This is a genomic window from Kitasatospora sp. NPDC056184 (assembly GCF_042268405.1).
Lineage (GTDB): Bacteria > Actinomycetota > Actinomycetes > Streptomycetales > Streptomycetaceae > Kitasatospora.
The window spans coordinates 236,974-253,711 of sequence record NZ_JBHJUI010000001.1; the positions used below are offsets into that span (position 1 = coordinate 236,974).

Here is a 16,738-nt window from a genome sequence, read left to right on the forward strand (position 1 = left end):
GTACCCGCGGTTGTCACAGACCGGACCGCCCGCCGGTCTTCATGGGTGACCGGACGGCGTGGCCCGTGGTGGCGCCGTCCAGGCCTCCGGTTGACGCCCCTCGTAAGGAGAAACAGCCATGACCCAGATCGACCTCGCCCACCCCGCCGTGCCGGGACGCGACGAACCGGTCCCGTCGCGCTACGCGCTGAAGGTCGGCGACATCGACGTGCTGGTGATCAGCGACGGGGTGCTGCCGATCTCCCCGACGACGCTGGCCACCAACGCCACCCCGGCCGACCTGAAGGCCTGGCTCGGCGACGTGTACCTGCCGCTGGAGTCGATCAACTGGCCGCTGAACGTGGCCGTCGTGCGCAGCGGCGGCCGGACCGTCCTCGTCGACTCCGGCCTGGGGACGGAGTTCCCCGGCTTCCCGCGGGCCGGACAGCTGGCCGCGCGACTGGACGCCGCCGGGATCGCTCCCGCGTCGGTGACCGACGTGGTGCTCACCCACCTGCACATGGACCACATCGGCGGGCTGCTCGTCGAGGGGCTGCGGGGCCGGCTGCGTACGGATCTACGGGTCCACCTGGCCGCCGCCGAGGCCGAGTTCTGGGCGGCGCCCGACTTCTCCCGCACCGACATGCCCGCACCGGTGCCGGACGTGCTCCGCACGACGGCCTCGCGGTTCCTGGACCTGTACCGCGGCCAGTTGCGGCCGTTCGAGAAGGAGTACGAGGTGGCGCCGGGCGTCCTGATCCGCCGCACCGGCGGTCACACCCCCGGCCACAGCATCGTCCGCCTGGAGTCCGGCGGCGACCGGCTGACGTTCGCGGGCGACGCCGTGTTCCAGTGCGGGTTCGACAAGCCCGACTGGCACAACGGCTTCGACCACGACCCCGAGGAGTCGGCCCGCATCCGGACCCGCCTCCTGGCGGAAATGGCGTCGACCGGCGAGCAACTGATGGCCAGTCATCTGCCGTTCCCGTCCGTCTGCCACGTGGCGGATGCCGGCAGCGGCACCTTCCGCTTCGTACCGGTGGTCTGGGACTACTGACCGCCCCCGCCCCGGACACCCCCGCCGTGCGCAGGAAGTCGACTCCGCCGACTTCCTGCGCACCGGCCCGCTCCTCTCCGACGCGCGGCGGACGACCGCGCATCCGTACCGCATCGACTGGAGGACCCCGAAGAGCTGACCGATGCCCTGCTGGACGACCTGGCGACGAGCGCCCCCGGCGAGCCCGGACGGGCGGGACCGGTGCCAGGGCGTTCACCGGGCGTAGTCGACCTCGGGGAAGTCGGGGGAGGGGCTGTCGAGCAGCCGCCCCCGGTCGCGGAGGTGGAGGTCGAAGAAGGCTCGCGGGTAGGCGCGTTGGAACGCCTGTGCCCGGGGCCCGGGAATCGTCCCGACCTCGTACTCCAGATCGGGCGCCGACATGCCCAGGAGGGGGGCGATCAGCGGGAGGATCAGCGCATCGTCGCCGAACGACAGGTGCGCGGCTCCCCGTACGGTCAGATGCAGGCGCCAGCCGCGCAGATGCGACCAGAACGCGCGCAGGGCGGGGTTGCTCTCCATGCTGCCCTTGCCCAGGGTGTCCACGACCAGGAACGGACGGTCGAGCCCGGCGTCCACCACGGGGCCCACCGCGCCCCCGTCCAGGCTCGCTCCCGCCATGATCCGCCCGTCGGTGAGCATCGTCGCGGCGGTGGTGGCGCCGCCCAGGGAGTGGCCGAGCATCCCGACGCGCCGCAGGTCGAGCGCCCCGCGCAGGCCGGTGGGCAGCGGGGTGCGGCAGACGCCGGGGCGGCCACCCGAGCGGAGGACGGCGAGCCGGTCCAGGACGAAGCGGATGTCGGCGGTACGGACCGCGATGGCCTTGGCGTAGTCGCTGATCCCGCCCAGCGGATTCGTCTCGACGCGTCCACCGGGGAAGGCGACTGCCGCCGCGTCGTAGGTGTGGTCGACGGTGACCACCAGGAAGCCGTGACTGGCGAGGTCTTCCACGACGCCGGTGCCGAACGACCGTGACGCGTTGGCGCCGGGAGAGTAGAGCACGACGGGCAGGGGGCCCGGTGGGCCGCCGACGGGAGCGCCCTCGCGGCCGTGGGTTTCTCCCAGCCGTACCCGGCCGGGAGGCAGGCCGAGGAGGCTCAGGTACCGGTCGGCCGCCGCCGGAGGCATCCAGGGAACCGCGGGGCGGGCCGCGCGGCCGCGGGCGGGGTACCAGAGGCTGATCATCAGCTCACGGCAGGGGCGGGAGGGCACCCAGGGGTCCGGCCGCGCGGTGTCGGCCAGGTGCAGCGCGATCGTACCCACCGGGTACGGCCCGTTCGGGGCGGGCAGCTGGAAGCGCACGGGTTCCTCCTGCCCCGGTCGCGCGACGGCCACCGGCGCGAGCGGACCCGTGATCATGGCGGCGGCCAGTGCGGCGCACGAGGACAGCAGTGTTCTCCGATTCATGGCTCCACTGTTCCGTCCGACGACCCCGGCGGCTTCGCCTCCGGGGACGAACCCGGTGTCAGCCCAGGAGGGTACGACGGGCATCAGCCGCGCGGATGACTCAGCCCGCGGGATGACGTCCTCCGGGCTGACAGGCCCTGGGGCCCCGCTTGGATAGCGTGGCCGGCATGGGCGACGGGGAGTCACGGCCGCTGGTGGCCAGACGTCTGCGGGACGGACAGTGGCACGGCGTGGACACGGTCGCGGCCGTGCTCCTCGCCCTGGCGTTCGGCGCGAGCGAGACGCGGAGCGGTGGCTGGGGCGCGGGAGCCGTGGCGGCGGTGGTCTGGCTGCCGGTCGCGGTACGGCGCAGATGGTCCGTCCGGGTGCTGTACACGGTCCTGGCCGGAGCGGTCTTCGCCATGGCGTTCACCGGATGGGAGGAGTCCTGGGTCCCCGTCGGGGTCGCCCTGTACACGGTGGCGGCGCGGGAACCGCGGCGCCGGTCCGCGACGGCGCTCGGCTGCTCGCTGGGCGCCGTCGCGGCGGCCATGGCCCTCGTACCGCGACCGGTCCCGGCCTCCGGGGTCGCGTGGGGCGTCGTCTTCGCGTCGTTGATGATGACCCTGCCCTGGCTGGTGGGCACCGCGCTGAGAGAGCAGCGGTCGTACGCGGAGCTCGCCGCCCGGCAGGCCGTGACGGACGAGCGCCTGCGGATCGCCCGTGAGCTCCACGACGTGGTGGCCCATCATCTGACGGTCATCGCGGTACGGGCCGAGGTGGCCTGTGCGGTGGCCTCCACCAACCCGCGGGAGGCCGAGCGGACCCTCGCACTGGTCGGGACGGCGGGCCGGACGGCGCTCACCGAGATGCGCCGCATGCTCGGCGTCCTGCGCTCACCCGGTGACGGGGCCGAGTGGGGGTCCGCCCCCGGTCTGGCGGACCTGCCCGCGCTCGCGGACGGCGCGGGCCCGCGCGTGGAGCTGTCCGTCGACCCGGATCCACCGCTCCCCCCGGGTGTGGAGCTGGCGGTCTACCGGATCGTTCAGGAGGCCCTCACCAATGTCGTCAGGCACGCGGGATCGGCGGACTGCCGGGTGAACCTGTCCCGGACGGGTTCCGAGGCGGTCGAGATCGAGGTCGTCAACGACGCGCCGTCCCGGCTCCCGCCCCGGCGTCCTGGCGGCGGGCACGGACTCATCGGGATGCGGGAGCGGGCGGCCATGTGCGGCGGGACCCTCTCCGCGGGCCCCCTGGCGATGGGCGGATTCCGGGTGCACGCGCGGCTGCCCTGCGGATCGGAGACAGCACGGTGAACCGGCCGGTCCGGGTTCTCATCGCCGATGACCAGGCGCTGTTGCGGGAGGGCTTCCGCCTGCTCATCGAGAGCGTGCCGGACCTCACCGTCGCAGGCGAGGCCGTCAACGGCGAGCAGGCCGTCGAACTCGCCCTGCGGCTGCGGCCCGACGTCGTGCTGATGGACATCCGGATGCCGGGCACGGACGGTCTGGAGGCCACCCGGCGCATCTGCGCGGACCCGGACGCCGTCGGCACCCGTGTGCTGGTCCTCACCACGTTCGACCTGGACGAGTACGTGTACGCGGCACTGCGCGGCGGAGCCAGCGGATTCCTCCTGAAGGACATCCTCCCCGCCGACCTGCTGACGGCCTTGCGGGTGGTCGCCTCCGGCGACGCCCTGCTCGCGCCCGCGGTCACCCGCCGTCTGATCCGCGAGTTCGCCGGACGCCACGAGCCGCGCCCGCGACTCGCCCGGGAGCTGGAGGGCGTGACCCCACGGGAACGGGAGGTTCTCTGCTTGGTGGCCCGGGGACTGCCCAACCGCGTGATAGCCGAGCATCTGGGGCTGAGCATCGCGACCGTCAAGACACATGTCGGGCGGCTGCTGGCCAAGCTCCACGCCCATGACCGGGCCCAGATGGTCGTCATCGCCTATGAGACAGGCATGGTCACCGCAGGTGGGAACCTCCCGCCAGGCTGACGCCTCACTGGCGGGGACGGTGGACCTGAAGGGGACTCACCCGGCGGTGCGCAGAGTCCGTTGCGCGGTTTCCGCTACTTCGCCGACCGCGACGCGCGCAGGGCGGTGTCCATCGGGATCGGCGCCCGCCCCCGGTCCGGCCCACTGCGGTCCGGGCGCCGCGCGACCGCACCACTGACGCTGCCTCCGTTTGGCATCCGTTCGTCTCCATACGATATGACTGGCCATCATGTTCTGCCCGCCGCGCCTTCACGGCGTGCGTACACAGAGGCAGTGGAGCCAGAAAGCGAGATCGTGAACAGAACACCCGCGCGGGCGCTCGTCCCGTCCCTGATATGCCTGCTGGTCGCAGCCCTCGTCCCGGGGACGGCCGCGGTCGAGGCCGCGGCCGAGCCCGCACCGCCGTCGGTCTGGGTGGAGAGCGGCTACGACCACGTCTTCTCCTCGTCCCCCGCCCCGTCGCGCCCCGCCCGGGCCGTCGACCTGGCTGTCGCTCGCAACGAGACGCAGGCCGCCCAGATCGCCGTCCGCTCCGGCACCGACCTGACCGGTCTCCACGTGGTGCCCGGCGACCTGGCCGGCCCCGGCGGCGCCGGCATCCCGGCCGCCCGGATCACGGTGAACCGGGAGTACAACCACCCGGTCGTCGGCAAGGTCCTGCCCTGGTGGTGGCTGAACGGCAAGGACGGCCACCAGGAGCCGCCGGACGGCGGCAGCAGCTACTACGACGCGCTGGTCGACAACACGCCGTACGACCTGAAGGCCGACATCACCCAGCCGTACTACTACAGCGTCGACGTCCCGGCCGGCCAGGCACCCGGTACCTACACCGGCAAGGCCACCGTCCGGAGCGCGGAAGGCGCCGTCGACGTCCCCGTCTCGGTGACCGTCTACCCGGTCGACGTGCCCCCGGCCAACCGCTCCGCCTTCCGGATGAACAACTGGTTCACCTCGGTCGGCTGGGACTACAACTGGAGCTCCACCTCCATCCGGGCCCAGTACGGCGTCGAGGACTTCAGCGACGGCTGGTGGGAGGTGATGAAGAACTTCGCGGCCAACCACGCCGAGCACCGCAACAACGTGATCTACGCCGACTTCCAGGCCCTCGCCGTGCGCGACACCACCCTGGTCGAGGGCGAGTACACCTTCCAGTGGAAGGACTTCGACCGCTTCGTCCAGCTCTTCCAGGACGCCGGCTCGCTCCAGTACATCTACACCCCCACCCTGATCGAGGACCACGGCAAGGGCCTGGAGGCCCTCGTCACCGACGGACAGGGCGGCGTGAAGGTCGAGCACCTGCCGCTGACGACCAAGACCGAGCGGGACGTGGCCGCGGAGTACCTCGACAAGGTCTTCGCCGCGCTCAAGGCCCACCTCGACACCAAGTGCCTCGACCCGGGCCCGACCTGCGCCCCGGGCCGGCGCTGGAGCGACGTCCTCTACATGAGCGCCGTCGACGAGCCGAGCGGTGACGACCTGCCCCTCCAGAGCGTGACCGCGCCCTGGTTCTACGAGCAGTACCGCGGCCACTTCCCGCAGGGCCTGACGAACGAGGCCCACAACGGCCTCGCCCCCGCCATCGACGCCGTCCTGGGCACCGTGACCCCGCAGGCCGACGGCCTCAACTACGACCCCAACGCCGCGTACTACCAGAACCTCCGGCTCTCCGGGAAGGACCTCTGGCTGTACTACTGCAACGGCCCCGTGGACCACCACCTCAACCGGTTCATCAGCTACCCGCTGTCCGAGTCGCGCCTGACGCCCTGGATGGTCGCGGCCCTCGGAGGCAACGGCTTCCTCCACTGGGGCTGGAACCACTGGACCGACCCGGACAAGGGCTTCAGCCGCGTCGACACCCTCAACGACTGGCAGGACGGTGACCGCTTCCTGGTCCGCCCCAACCGGGGGCCGAACAACGACAAGTACGAGCTCTACAACAGCGTCCGCAGCGAGGCCCTGCTCGCCGGCATCCAGGACTTCGAGCTGCTGAACCAGCTCGCCGCCGCCAAGCCGGTGCTCGCCCGCGCCCTGATCGGCTCGCTGATCACCAACACCACCGAGTTCTCCACCTCCGGCGCCGACACCGACCAGCGCCACCGGCAGATCCTGGACGCGCTCGCCTCCGGCGGCCCCGACGCGGCCTTCCCGTTCGCCGACGACTTCTCCGCCGGCAACGACAGCCGGTGGCGCCACACGGTCGGCAGCTGGTCGGTCACCGCCGACGGCGGCTACGTCCAGAGCGACGTCCGCAGCGGCTGGGACACGGTCTCCGGCATCGCCGGCCGCGCCTACCGCGACGTCGCGGCCTCCGTCGACGTGCGGATCACCGGCACCGACGCCGACGACGGCGGCGACACCGACTGGGCCGGGCTGACGATCCGCAGCCAGAACCCGACCGACGCGCACACCGGCTACCTGGTGGCCCTGCGCAACAACGGCGAGGTCTTCGTCCACCGCAGCGGCACCACCCTGGCCGCCGCCCCCGTGCCCGGCTACACCCCGGGGCAGACGGTGGCCCTGCGGGTCGACGCCCGCGGCGACACCCTGCGCGTCTTCGCCGGGACCACGCTCCTGATCACCCTCACCGACACGGGCTACCCCGTCGGCGGCGTCGGACTCGCCACCGGCCACGCCGGCGCCCGCTTCGACAACGTGCGGCTCAACCCCGGCACCGACGCCGCCGAGAACGCCGCCGTCACCGCCTCCAGCAGCTACGAGGCGGACGGCTGGTCCCTGGCCGCCGTCACCGACGGGCGCCGCGGCCGGACGGACGGCCCCACCGGCTGGAGCAGCGCCGGCAGCTCCTCCGCCGACCACGCCGAGTGGGTGTCGGTGGACCTCGGCGCCGTCCGGCGCACCGGGCGGGTCGACCTCTACCCGCGCGCCGACGGCGCCGACACCGGCGCGGGCTTCCCGGTCGACTTCACCGTCCAGGTCTCGGCCGACGGCACCGCCTGGACCACCGTCGCCGACCGCACCGGCTACCCGCGGCCGGACGCCTCCGCCCAGTCCTTCGCGTTCCCGCCGGCGGACGTGCGCTACGTCAGGGTCGCCGCCACCAAGCTGCGCACCGACCCGCACGGCAACTACCACCTCCAGCTGGCCGAGATCGAGACCGCCGGCGGCAACCTGGCGGTGAACCGGCCGGTGGAGTCCTCCAGCAGCGTGGAGGCCGACGGCTGGGGCCGGGCCGGGGCGACCGACGGGGTGGTGAACTCCGCGCTCGGGTACTCGATGGGCTGGAGCAGCGCCAAGGCGTCCGGCCCGGCGGCCGGCGAGTGGATCACGGTCGACCTCCAGAGCACCAATGTGCTCAGCCGAGTGCGCCTGACCCCGCGCACCGACGGCGCGAACACGGGGCGGGGCTTCCCGGTCGACTACACCGTGCAGGTCTCCGCGGACAAGTCCGCCTGGACCACGGTGGCCTCCCGCACCGGCCAGACCCGGCCGGGCGCCGCGGGCGAGGAGTTCACCTTCGCACCGACCGGCGCGCGGTACGTGCGCGTCGTCGCGACGAAGCTGAGCACCGACCAGTTCGGCGAGCACTACCTGCAGTTCGGCGAGATCGCCGCGGGCTGATCCCCGGCGGACCCGTGCGGGGAGGCCGCAGCCCTCGGGGCTGCGGCCTCTTCGGCCGCGGAGCGGGCCCGGTCGGACCGCGTCAGCCGCCCGGGGACGGTGTCGCCGGGATCAGCCGAGGGCAGGACGGGCGGTGAAGTCCAGGTCGAGCCCGGCGTACTCGTTCACCACGTGCACGCCAGGGCCGTCGAGGGTTGCGCGGTCCTGGCCCGTCCTGGCGTCGACGACGACGTAGTTCTTGCCGGCGCGTCCGTACACGGCCCCGTGCCAGGCGGTGTCCAGGTCAGGGACGTTGCGGGTGGCGTCGGCACCGGAGATCGTCCACAGGAGGCTGTGGGATTCGGCGTCCACGGCGCTCATGTCCTTCTCGCCGCGGCACACGACGACCGAGCGCTGGTCGTAGGCGCAGCGCCCGTCCGCGAGACGCCCTGAGACCTCCGCCGTCATCCCGGCGGGTACCGTGCCGGTGGCGACGTCGAGGAGTTGGTGGGCCGGGGTGTGCTCCTTGTACTCCGTGTTGGCCCGTACGGAGAACATCCCGGCTCCTACACGCCGGACGTTCAGTCCGAACAGGTCCCGCGGGTCCGCCCAACGCACCGACCCGTCTGCGGCGGACCGTCCCTCCAGCGCGATCTTCCCGGTCGTCGCGGTCCACCGTTCGGAGTCCCACTCGACCGCTGCGGGGATCCGGGCACCGACGACGGTTCCCTTGTCGACGGCGGCCGCGGCGAAGCTCTTCTGCTCCCAAGCCACCTGGTGCGTGCCGAGGTCCACGCCGTAGCTCACCGCGCCGGCGCCGTCGCTCAGCCGCGGGCCGGGGCCGGTGGTGACCCTGACGACCGCATGGGTGCCGTCCACACCGACGACTGCCGGGGCCAGGACGATGGAGCCCTTGACGGCCGTCACCGGAAGCTCGACCGTCCACGAGACCTTGCCGGTCTCCGCGTCCACCGCGCAGACGTAGGTCGACGTGAGCCCGGCCGTCGTGCCGCTGCCTTCGGTGTACTTCTTGTACCCGAACAGCACGACGGCACGACCACCCTGCTCCGCGAACACCAGGGGGGCTCCGCCGGACACGGCCCGCTCCTTCACCCCGGCGGCCATGCCGGGCTCCTGCGCCGACCAGAGCCTCGCGCCGGTCCTGGTGTCGTACGCCTCTAGTGCCGCCTCGGTGAGCAGGTACGCGACAGTGCCCCGGAGGGCCGACTCCGTGGAGCGGCTCGAGTCGGCGGCCAGCTTGACGCCCGTGCCGAACTTGAGCGGAGGATCGAAAGCCTGGGCGGCGGCCCCCTTGCCGGCCCCCTCGTCCGGCGGCGCGGGCCGACCGACCGACCCGCCGGAGCAGCCGACGAGCACGACCATGCCGGCCGCGATCATTGCGCACATGGCAGCCCTGCTCACAACTCGCACGAGATCCCCCGGTTTTCATCTGGGCAGTTGTGGATTCGATCTTACCGAGGGGCGGGACTGCGGCCGGGGAATTCGCGCGGGGGCTCCGGCCGGCCAGCGGCTGCGGCGGCAACGGCGGCAACGGCGATCGGGTCGCGGGTCCTCGACGCCACGTCGGCGGCGTCGGTCTCGTCGCTTTCGTGAAGAACGGTGCGTCAGGCGCTGTCGCCGCAGCCCTCGGGCTGTCACCGGCCTGTCACCGGCGCTGTGTTACAAGGCGTACATGCGAGTTCTATTGGTGGAGGACGAGCGGCTCATGGCCGATCTGCTGGCGGACGGGCTGCGCGGGGACGCGATGGCGGTGGACGTCGTGTACGACGGGGCGGCGGCGTTGGAGCGGTTGGCGGTGAACGCGTACGACGTGGTGGTGCTCGACCGGGATCTGCCCGAGGTGCACGGGGACGAGGTGTGCCGTGAGGTGGTGCGGAGCGGGGCGCGGGTGCGGATCCTCATGCTGACGGCGGCGGACGCGGTGAGTGACCGCGTCGCGGGGCTGGGGCTGGGGGCGGACGACTACCTGGTCAAGCCGTTCGCGTACGCGGAACTGGTGGCCCGGGTGCAGGCGCTGAGCCGGCGGCAGTCGCCGGCGTCGGCGCCGGTGCTGGAGCATGCGGGCATCACCCTGGACGGGCCGCGGCGGGAGGCGTTCCGGAACGGGCGGTACCTGGCGCTGTCGCGCAAGGAGTTCGCCCTCCTGGAGGTGCTGATGCGGGCGCGGGGGGCGGTGGTGACCGCGGAGGAGCTGCTGGAGCGGGTGTGGGACGAGAACGCCGATCCCTTCACGACGGTCGTGAAGGTGACCGTCCGCAGGCTGCGGGGCAAGCTGGGCGAGCCTCCGGTGATCGTCACTGCGCACGGCGGGTACCGGCTGTGACGGCAAGGATCCCCGTGCGGCTGACGACGGTCCGGGCCAGGCTGACCGCGCTGTACGCGGGGCTCTTCACGGCCACCACGACCACCGTCCTGGTCGCGGTGAACCTGCTCCTGCCGCCGAAGATCGGCGGCGAGGTGCGCCTGGTCCACCCGGCCGGTGACGTGCCGCCCGGGGCCCTGCCGCCGGCCGGTGAGTCGATCCGGCTCGGGCCGGGCGGCGCCGAGTCCGGCCACGCGCTTCAGATCGCCGTCCGCGAGCACCAGTGGACCGCGACCTGGATCGCCGCGGCCGCACTCGCCGTGCTCAGCGCGCTGGTCGGCTGGTGGGTCGCCGGGCGGGTGCTGCGGCCGGTGCACCGGATCACCGCGACCGCGCGGCGGCTGTCGCTCTCCAACCTGCACGAGCGGATCGCGCTCGCGGGTCCGCAGGACGAGCTCCGGGAGCTGGCCGACACGTTCGACGAGATGCTCGACCGGCTGGAACGGGCCGCGGACAGCCAGCGCAGGTTCGCCGCCAATGCCTCGCACGAGCTGCGCACCCCGCTCGCCGTGCAGCGCGTCGCGATCGAGGTCGGGCTCGCCGACCCGACGCCGGAGAAGGTGGCCCGGATCCGTCGGGAGTTGCTCGACACCAACCTCCGCACCGAGCGGCTGATCGAGGGCCTGATGACCCTCGCCCGCGGTGAGCGGTCGCCTGAAGAACCGTCACTGGTCGACCTCGCGGAGCTCGCCTACGAGGCCGCGGACCAGCACCGCGACGTCGCGGCGGCGGCCGGCGTCACCGTCCGCCTCGACCTGGTGCCGGTCGAGACGGTCGGCGACCCCGTGATGATCACCCGGTTGATCGGCAACCTCGTCCACAACGGCATCCGCTACAACCACGAGGGCGGCCGGGTGACCGTGCGGACCTCGCCGGTCCACGGAGTCACCGTGAGCAACACCGGTCCGCCCGTCCCCGCCGAACGGGTCGGCGAGCTCTTCGAACCCTTCCGGAGATCGGGTGCGCCGCGGACCGGCACCGGGCCGAGTGCCGGGCTCGGGCTGTCGATCGTCTCGGCGATCAGCGAGGCGCACAGGGCGGCGCTGCGGGCCGAGGCCGGGCCCGAGGGCGGGCTGACGGTCGCGGTCCGATTCCCGGCCGCGACCGCCGTCGGGCCGCCTCGTGGCCGGACAGGAGAAGGCCCCTGACCGTGAGTGATGCCGGCCAGGGGCCTTGAGGGCGGCTAACTCGCAAGCAGCGAAAGGGCCTTGTCCAGAGCAGGGTCCCGCCCGTCGGAGAGGTCCTCGGCGGTCCGCTCGGCGGGGTGGTCGACCGGGACGCCGATCTCGTCGACCACCTCGCCGTTCGCCCAGTGGTGGCGCGTGGTGGGCATGATCAGCACGCTGTTGTCGTTGAGCTGGAACCCGTTCTGCAGCCCCGACACGGCGCCCATCGTGCGGGTGCCGACCACCTTGCCCAGGCCGAGGAACTTCGTGTTGGCGACGAAGTCCTCGCAGGCCGACGCGCACATGCTGTCGGTGACCACCGCGTACGGCAGGTCGAGCAGCGCGACGGTGTCGTCCGTACGGGTCTCGGTGCAGTGGTTCCGCACGTCGCAGTCCCGGCCGACGACCTTGCCGTGGGCGAAGGAGCTGATCAGCTTGAGGCCCTCCTCCGCGCGCCCGCCGCCGTTGCCGCGCACGTCGAAGACGATGCCGCGCAGCCCGGTGGTCCTCCGCAGCTCCGCGATCTTCGCGAGCGCCTCGTCGGCGAACCCGGGGAGCATGGCCGGGAGGGTCACCCCGGCCACGTTGCCGGGCAGCAGGGTGACCGCCACGGCCGGAAGAGCCGGCGTGCGCCGGTAGGGGCGCAGGTCCACCGAGAGCGTCTCGTCGGTGGACGGGCGCTTCACCGTCACCTTCACGGCGTCCCGGTCGCTCTTCGGGTGCAGCCACTCCATGACGCCGGTGGTGATCCTGCCGTTGACCTCGACCGGGACGCCGTTGACCGCGACCAGGACGTCACCCGGCTTCAGGCCCGCCAGGTCGGCCGGGCCGCCGGCCTTGACCAGCTTGACGTAGAGCGGCGGGGCGGCGTCCGCGAACTGCGGGGTGAACCGGCCGGAGGCGGATTCGAGGAACCCCAGCGAGAACGGGCCGCCGCCGCCACCACCCGGCCGGAAGCCGTCCCAGCGCACGTGGTTGTCGTGCAGGGCGGAGAGCATCCCGTTGATCACGGCGCCCGCGAGGGCCTGCCGCAGATCCGCGTCCTGCGGCAGGGCGTCCGTCACCCGCTGGTAGGTCGCGGCGAACGCCTTCCAGTCCCGGTCGCGGCGCCCGGTCAGGCCGGCCAGGGTGGCCTCGGGCCGGTCGGCCCCGCGGCGTATCAGCTCCTCGGTGAACGCCTTGAAGCCGGCGCGCAGCAACTCGCGCGTGTCGACCCGGGAGCCCGCGTACGCGTTGTCGAGGATGCACTCGTACGCCTGCCGCAGGGTCGCCGTGGTGGTCGGCGTCGGGTCCGGCAGCTGCGGCGGCTCACTGTCGGCCGGCAGCGGGCGACACGCCTGCACCCCGGTCGAGGCGGCGGACGCGCCGTCGGGGACGTCCGCGTACGCGGCGACGCCCGAGCCGGCCGTGAGCGCGGCCAGCGTCACCGCCGTCAGCGCGCGCCTGGTCCGGCCGATCGTTCGGATCCTGTCGTTCAAAGTCGACTCCTGTAGTGGGAGAGTGATGCGCTGTACGGGCCCGTCACGGGGCCGAGAGCGCCTGCGTCGGCGCAAGCCGCGCCGCCCGGATCGCCGGGTACAGCCCGGCCAGCGCGCCGATGGCGAGCGTCGCCCCGGCGCCGCCCGCCGAGGCCCAGGCCGGTACGACGGCCGGCCAGCCCTGGGTCGTCGCGTACCCGGTGGTGACCGCGACGCCGAGCAGGACGCCGCCGAGGCCGCCGAGCGCCGAGAGGATCAGCGACTCGGAGAGGAACTGCGTACGGATCTGGCCGCGCGTCGCGCCCAGCGAGCGGCGCAGGCCGATCTCGCCGCGGCGTTCGAGCACGGAGATCACCATCGTGTTCGCCACCCCGACGCCGCCGACCAGGAGGGCGACCGCGCCCAGGCCGACGAGCAGGCTGGTGAAGGCGGAGTTCGCGGCGCTGCGGGCGGCGAGGGCGTCGGACGGCCGCGACACCTTCACCTCGTCGGGCGCCTGCGGGTTCGCCGTCGCCGCGAGCACGTCGCGGACCGCCTCGACCGAAGCGTCCGCCGAGCGGGTGTAGACGGTCGTCGGATGGCCGTCGAACCCCAGGTAGGTCCGGGCCGCGTCCCAACCGATCAGCGTCGCATTGTCCAACTGGTGTGCCAGCGGCACGGGCCGCAGGATGCCCACCACGGTGAACCAGGTACCGCCCACGCGGATCCGTACGTCGGGGTCCACCGTGGTGATGCCCAGCCGCTGCGCCGCCGCCGAACCCAGCACCGCGGCCGGGTACGTGGCGGTGGCCGCGTTGAGCCAGGCCCCCTTGGCGAGCGTGGCGCCCGCCGTGTCGGGCAGGTCGAGATCGGCGGCCTGCACCGAGATGCCGCCGCTCTCGCCCTTGGCGATGCGGTCCGTCCGGTAGACCTTGCCCTCGGGGCCGCTGAGCGCCCCGGTCGCGGCGGCCTGCCGCACCGGGCCGATCCGCCGGATCATCGCGACCGACTCCTCGGGCAGCTTGGCGTCGCCGCCCGTCAGCGTCTTGCCCGGCGCCACCGTGAGCAGGTTGGTGCCCAGCGCCTCCAACTGCCGGTCGAGATCGGCCCGCGAGGAGGACGAGATGCCGACCACCGACACCATCGCGGCGATACCGATCGCGATGCCGAGCGCGGAGAGGAACACCCGCATCGGACGGGTGCGCAGACCTTCGCCGCCCACCCGCAGCACATCGCGCGGCCCGAGCCGGGAGGGCGTGGGCGGCCGCTGTCCGTCCGCGGCCGTCACGACGACACCACCTCCCCGTCGCGCAGCGCCACCTGCCGGGGCAGCGAGGAGGCCAGGTCCCGGTCGTGGGTGATGACGAGGACCGTCGTCCCGGCGGAGTTGAGCTCGCGCAGCAGCTCCAGCACCGCGGTGCCCGAGGCCGAGTCGAGGTTGCCGGTCGGCTCGTCGGCGAGCAGCAGCGGTGGTTCGCCGACGATCGCGCGGGCGATGGCGACGCGCTGGCGCTGCCCGCCGGACAGCTCGTGCGGCAGGTGCGTCATCCGCTCGGCCAGGCCGACGCGTTCGAGAGCCCGGCGGGCCCGTCGCCGGCGCTCCCGGAGCGGCAGGCCGGCGTACAGGACCCCGTCGGCGACGTTGTCCAGGGCGCTCCGGCCGGGCGCGAGGTGGAACTGCTGGAAGACGAAGCCGATCCGGTGCGCCCGCAGTGCGGACAGCCGGCGGTCGCCGAGCCGGGCGACGTCGCGGCCGTCGATGCGGACGGTGCCCGCCGAGGGCCGGTCGAGGGTGCCGGCCAGGTGCAGCATCGTGGACTTGCCCGAGCCGGACGGGCCGACGATGCCGACCATCTCGCCGTGGCCGATGGCGAGCGTCACGTCCCGCAGCGCGGTGACGCCGGCGGGGTAGGACTTGGAGACGCCGTCGAGCTCGACCACGGTCCGCCGGGTGTCCCGCCCGGTCATGACGGCACCCCGACGGCCGTGCCCTCGGCGAGTCCGTCGCCGGAGACCTCGACCCGGCCGTTGGCGAACATGCCGGTGGTGACGGGCAGGATGCGGGTGCCGGTGGCCTCGACCACCTGGACCCCGTAGCCGCCCTCGGTCAGGGCGAGCAGCGCGCCCGTCGGTACGGTCAGGACGTTGTCGCGCTTCGACGCGGTGAACAGGACGTCGGTGCTCGACTGGTCGAGGCCCTCCAGCGCGGCCTGGTCGTCGACGGAGACGGTGACCTTCAGCTCGGTCTTCGCCGAGTCGCCGCCGCCGGTGCTCCCGCCGGTGCTCCCGCTGGCGCTCCCGGCGCCGCCCGAGCCGCCGCCGCCCCCGCTGGTGACCGTCCGGGTGGCGGCGACCTCGCCCCGGGTGCTCGTGCCGGTGGGCAGGTTGAGCGTCACCTCGGTGCCCTTCGCGGCCAGCCGCTGCTCGTCCATGCCGAGCGTCACCTCGACCACGCGGCGGGTGCCGCTGTACGCGAGCAACTCCTTGCCGGGCTGCAGCGCGTCGCCGCTCGCCGCCGTACGGGAGTCCACCCGTACCTGCCCGGAGGCGTAGTGGACGCGGCCCGCCTCGACCTCGCCGCTCTCGTCCAGGCCGAGGGCGGCCTGCCACTTCCTGACCGCGGTCGCGGTCGCCTCGGTGAACTTCCGGTCCACCGTGAAGCCGGTGTAGCCGAGTGCGGCGAGGTTCTGCTCCAACTGCTCGACGTCCTCGCCCTCCTGGCCTGCCTTCAGCGTCCGGTAGGCGGGGAGCGATCCGTACAGCAGGACCACCGGCTTGTTGTCCACCATGTACAGCGCCGACCCGCGCGCGACGATCGATCCCACCCCCGGCAGCCGGGTGACGGTACCGCCGAGCGAGCCCTTGACCGTGACGGTCTCGCCGTAGGTGAGCGAGCCCGTCTCCGTCCGGGTGTCCACCAGGGTCTGCCGGTCGACCGTGGCGGTGGCCCGGGTCTGCCGGTCGGAAGGGCCCGTGGGAGCGCCGCCCCCGCGCGGGAGCCCGACGCCGGTCGCCGCCATCGCACCGGCGCCCACGGCGAGGATCGCGAAGGTCGTCATCGCGGCCCCGCCGCCGCGGCGCCGCTGCCGCTCGGTGCCGCTCATCCCCTCGCCCCCGCGGCCTTGCCGCCCGGCCTGGCGCCGTTGAGAGCGTCGGGCTGGAACTGCCGGCACTTCTCCTCGGCGGCCTTGAAGGCCGCCGACTCCGGGTCCAGGCCGCTGTCCTGACCGAGCATCATGCCGCTGCTGTTCGGGTCGGGGTCGGGGAACCCCGGAAGCCCGTTGCTGCGCATGCACTGCGCGAACCGGCGAAGCTTCTCCTGGTCCTCGGCGCTCGTCTTCGGCGGCTCGCCACCGTTCGGCGCCTTGTCCTTGCACTTCGTGTGCGCCGCGTCGATCTTGCTCTTGTCGGTGCCCTCCGGCACCACCATCGACCCGTTCGCCTCGGGGTCGGGGAACTCCGGTACGCCGTTGTCGCGCATGCACTTCGCGAAGTCCGCCGCGGTGCCCTTGCCGGCGTCCTTGCCGGCGTCCTTGCTCGCGGTCGCGGTCGCGGTCGGCTTGCCGGATCCCGCCGACGCGACCCGCTCCCGGTCGCCGCCGCCCGCGCCGCAGGCCACCGTGCCGACCAGCAGCACCATGGCGAGCGCTAGTCCCGCTCTGACGCGCATTCTCTCTCCCTGGCTCGGATGAGTCCCCCCGCCGCCCACGCGGTGCGCGGACGGGCCGGGGTGGAACGCATCGAGACTCGCAAGCG

13 protein-coding genes are annotated in these 16,738 nt (G+C 73.3%); 6 read left to right on the plus strand and 7 right to left on the minus strand.

All coding sequences use genetic code 11. From position 1 onward, the window contains the following. Positions 1–118: 118 nt before the first annotated feature. Positions 119–1,036 carry an MBL fold metallo-hydrolase gene (locus tag ACFC0B_RS00715; RefSeq protein WP_376080202.1) on the plus strand — a complete coding sequence of 306 codons (918 nt, stop codon included), beginning with the start codon at positions 119–121 and terminating at the stop codon, positions 1,034–1,036. Between the two features lie 213 nt (positions 1,037–1,249). Here ACFC0B_RS00715 and ACFC0B_RS00720 read toward each other — a convergent pair whose 3' ends face one another. Beyond that, positions 1,250–2,440 carry an alpha/beta hydrolase family protein gene (locus tag ACFC0B_RS00720; protein ID WP_376080205.1) on the minus strand — a complete coding sequence of 397 codons (1,191 nt, stop codon included), beginning with the start codon at positions 2,438–2,440 and terminating at the stop codon, positions 1,250–1,252. A gap of 167 nt (positions 2,441–2,607) precedes the next feature. On the opposite strand from ACFC0B_RS00720, the gene ACFC0B_RS00725 reads away from it, so the two are divergent. The 3 genes from ACFC0B_RS00725 to ACFC0B_RS00735 all read left to right on the plus strand — a co-directional run bounded on the left by ACFC0B_RS00725 (position 2,608) and on the right by ACFC0B_RS00735 (position 7,997). Beyond that, positions 2,608–3,735: a sensor histidine kinase gene (locus ACFC0B_RS00725; protein WP_376080207.1), complete on the plus strand. Its 1,128-nt coding sequence runs from the start codon at positions 2,608–2,610 to the stop codon at positions 3,733–3,735. Then, positions 3,732–4,418, plus strand: coding sequence for a response regulator (locus tag ACFC0B_RS00730; protein ID WP_376080210.1), 687 nt, complete (start codon positions 3,732–3,734; stop codon positions 4,416–4,418). The genes ACFC0B_RS00725 and ACFC0B_RS00730 overlap by 4 nt, the downstream gene beginning before the upstream one ends. Before the next feature lie 294 nt (positions 4,419–4,712). Continuing rightward, a complete protein-coding gene (locus tag ACFC0B_RS00735) occupies positions 4,713–7,997 on the plus strand; it encodes a discoidin domain-containing protein (RefSeq protein ID WP_376080212.1) in 3,285 nt (1,094 codons plus the stop codon). 111 nt (positions 7,998–8,108) lie between these two features. Here ACFC0B_RS00735 and ACFC0B_RS00740 read toward each other — a convergent pair whose 3' ends face one another. Continuing rightward, complete coding sequence (locus ACFC0B_RS00740) at positions 8,109–9,383, minus strand: hypothetical protein (RefSeq protein WP_376080215.1); 1,275 nt, start codon at positions 9,381–9,383, stop codon at positions 8,109–8,111. A 286-nt stretch (positions 9,384–9,669) separates the two neighbouring features. Here ACFC0B_RS00740 and ACFC0B_RS00745 point away from each other — a divergent pair, with 286 nt between their 5' ends. Together ACFC0B_RS00745 and ACFC0B_RS00750 are read left to right on the plus strand one after the other, a co-directional pair. Further along, positions 9,670–10,320 (plus strand): response regulator transcription factor, encoded by a 651-nt coding sequence (locus ACFC0B_RS00745; protein WP_376080218.1) that lies wholly within the window; start codon positions 9,670–9,672, stop codon positions 10,318–10,320. A gap of 14 nt (positions 10,321–10,334) precedes the next feature. Continuing rightward, positions 10,335–11,507, plus strand: coding sequence for a sensor histidine kinase (locus ACFC0B_RS00750; protein ID WP_376080221.1), 1,173 nt, complete (start codon positions 10,335–10,337; stop codon positions 11,505–11,507). Between the two features lie 35 nt (positions 11,508–11,542). On the opposite strand, the gene ACFC0B_RS00755 is transcribed toward ACFC0B_RS00750, so the two are convergent. From ACFC0B_RS00755 to ACFC0B_RS00775, 5 genes are all read right to left on the minus strand, one after another. Further along, positions 11,543–13,003, minus strand: coding sequence for a S41 family peptidase (locus tag ACFC0B_RS00755; protein WP_376080224.1), 1,461 nt, complete (start codon positions 13,001–13,003; stop codon positions 11,543–11,545). Between the two features lie 43 nt (positions 13,004–13,046). Beyond that, positions 13,047–14,174 (minus strand): ABC transporter permease, encoded by a 1,128-nt coding sequence (locus ACFC0B_RS00760; protein WP_376082306.1) that lies wholly within the window; start codon positions 14,172–14,174, stop codon positions 13,047–13,049. A gap of 92 nt (positions 14,175–14,266) precedes the next feature. After that, positions 14,267–14,950, minus strand: a complete 684-nt coding sequence (locus ACFC0B_RS00765; RefSeq protein ID WP_376080226.1) for an ABC transporter ATP-binding protein — start codon at positions 14,948–14,950, stop codon at positions 14,267–14,269. Continuing rightward, a complete protein-coding gene (locus tag ACFC0B_RS00770; protein ID WP_376080229.1) occupies positions 14,947–16,086 on the minus strand; it encodes a peptidoglycan-binding protein in 1,140 nt (379 codons plus the stop codon). The genes ACFC0B_RS00765 and ACFC0B_RS00770 overlap by 4 nt, the downstream gene beginning before the upstream one ends. Continuing rightward, positions 16,083–16,652 (minus strand): hypothetical protein, encoded by a 570-nt coding sequence (locus ACFC0B_RS00775; protein WP_376080231.1) that lies wholly within the window; start codon positions 16,650–16,652, stop codon positions 16,083–16,085. The genes ACFC0B_RS00770 and ACFC0B_RS00775 overlap by 4 nt, the downstream gene beginning before the upstream one ends. Positions 16,653–16,738: the final 86 nt, after the last annotated feature.

Coding starts and splice junctions, on each gene's coding strand:
- ACFC0B_RS00715 (WP_376080202.1), top strand. CDS start 119: ATGACCCAGATCGACCTCGCCCACCCCGCCGTGCCGGGACGCGACGAA.
- ACFC0B_RS00720 (WP_376080205.1), bottom strand. CDS start 2,440: ATGAATCGGAGAACACTGCTGTCCTCGTGCGCCGCACTGGCCGCCGCC.
- ACFC0B_RS00725 (WP_376080207.1), top strand. CDS start 2,608: ATGGGCGACGGGGAGTCACGGCCGCTGGTGGCCAGACGTCTGCGGGAC.
- ACFC0B_RS00740 (WP_376080215.1), bottom strand. CDS start 9,383: ATGTGCGCAATGATCGCGGCCGGCATGGTCGTGCTCGTCGGCTGCTCC.
- ACFC0B_RS00745 (WP_376080218.1), top strand. CDS start 9,670: ATGCGAGTTCTATTGGTGGAGGACGAGCGGCTCATGGCCGATCTGCTG.
- ACFC0B_RS00760 (WP_376082306.1), bottom strand. CDS start 14,174: ATGCGGGTGTTCCTCTCCGCGCTCGGCATCGCGATCGGTATCGCCGCG.
- ACFC0B_RS00765 (WP_376080226.1), bottom strand. CDS start 14,950: ATGACCGGGCGGGACACCCGGCGGACCGTGGTCGAGCTCGACGGCGTC.
- ACFC0B_RS00770 (WP_376080229.1), bottom strand. CDS start 16,086: ATGAGCGGCACCGAGCGGCAGCGGCGCCGCGGCGGCGGGGCCGCGATG.
- ACFC0B_RS00775 (WP_376080231.1), bottom strand. CDS start 16,652: ATGCGCGTCAGAGCGGGACTAGCGCTCGCCATGGTGCTGCTGGTCGGC.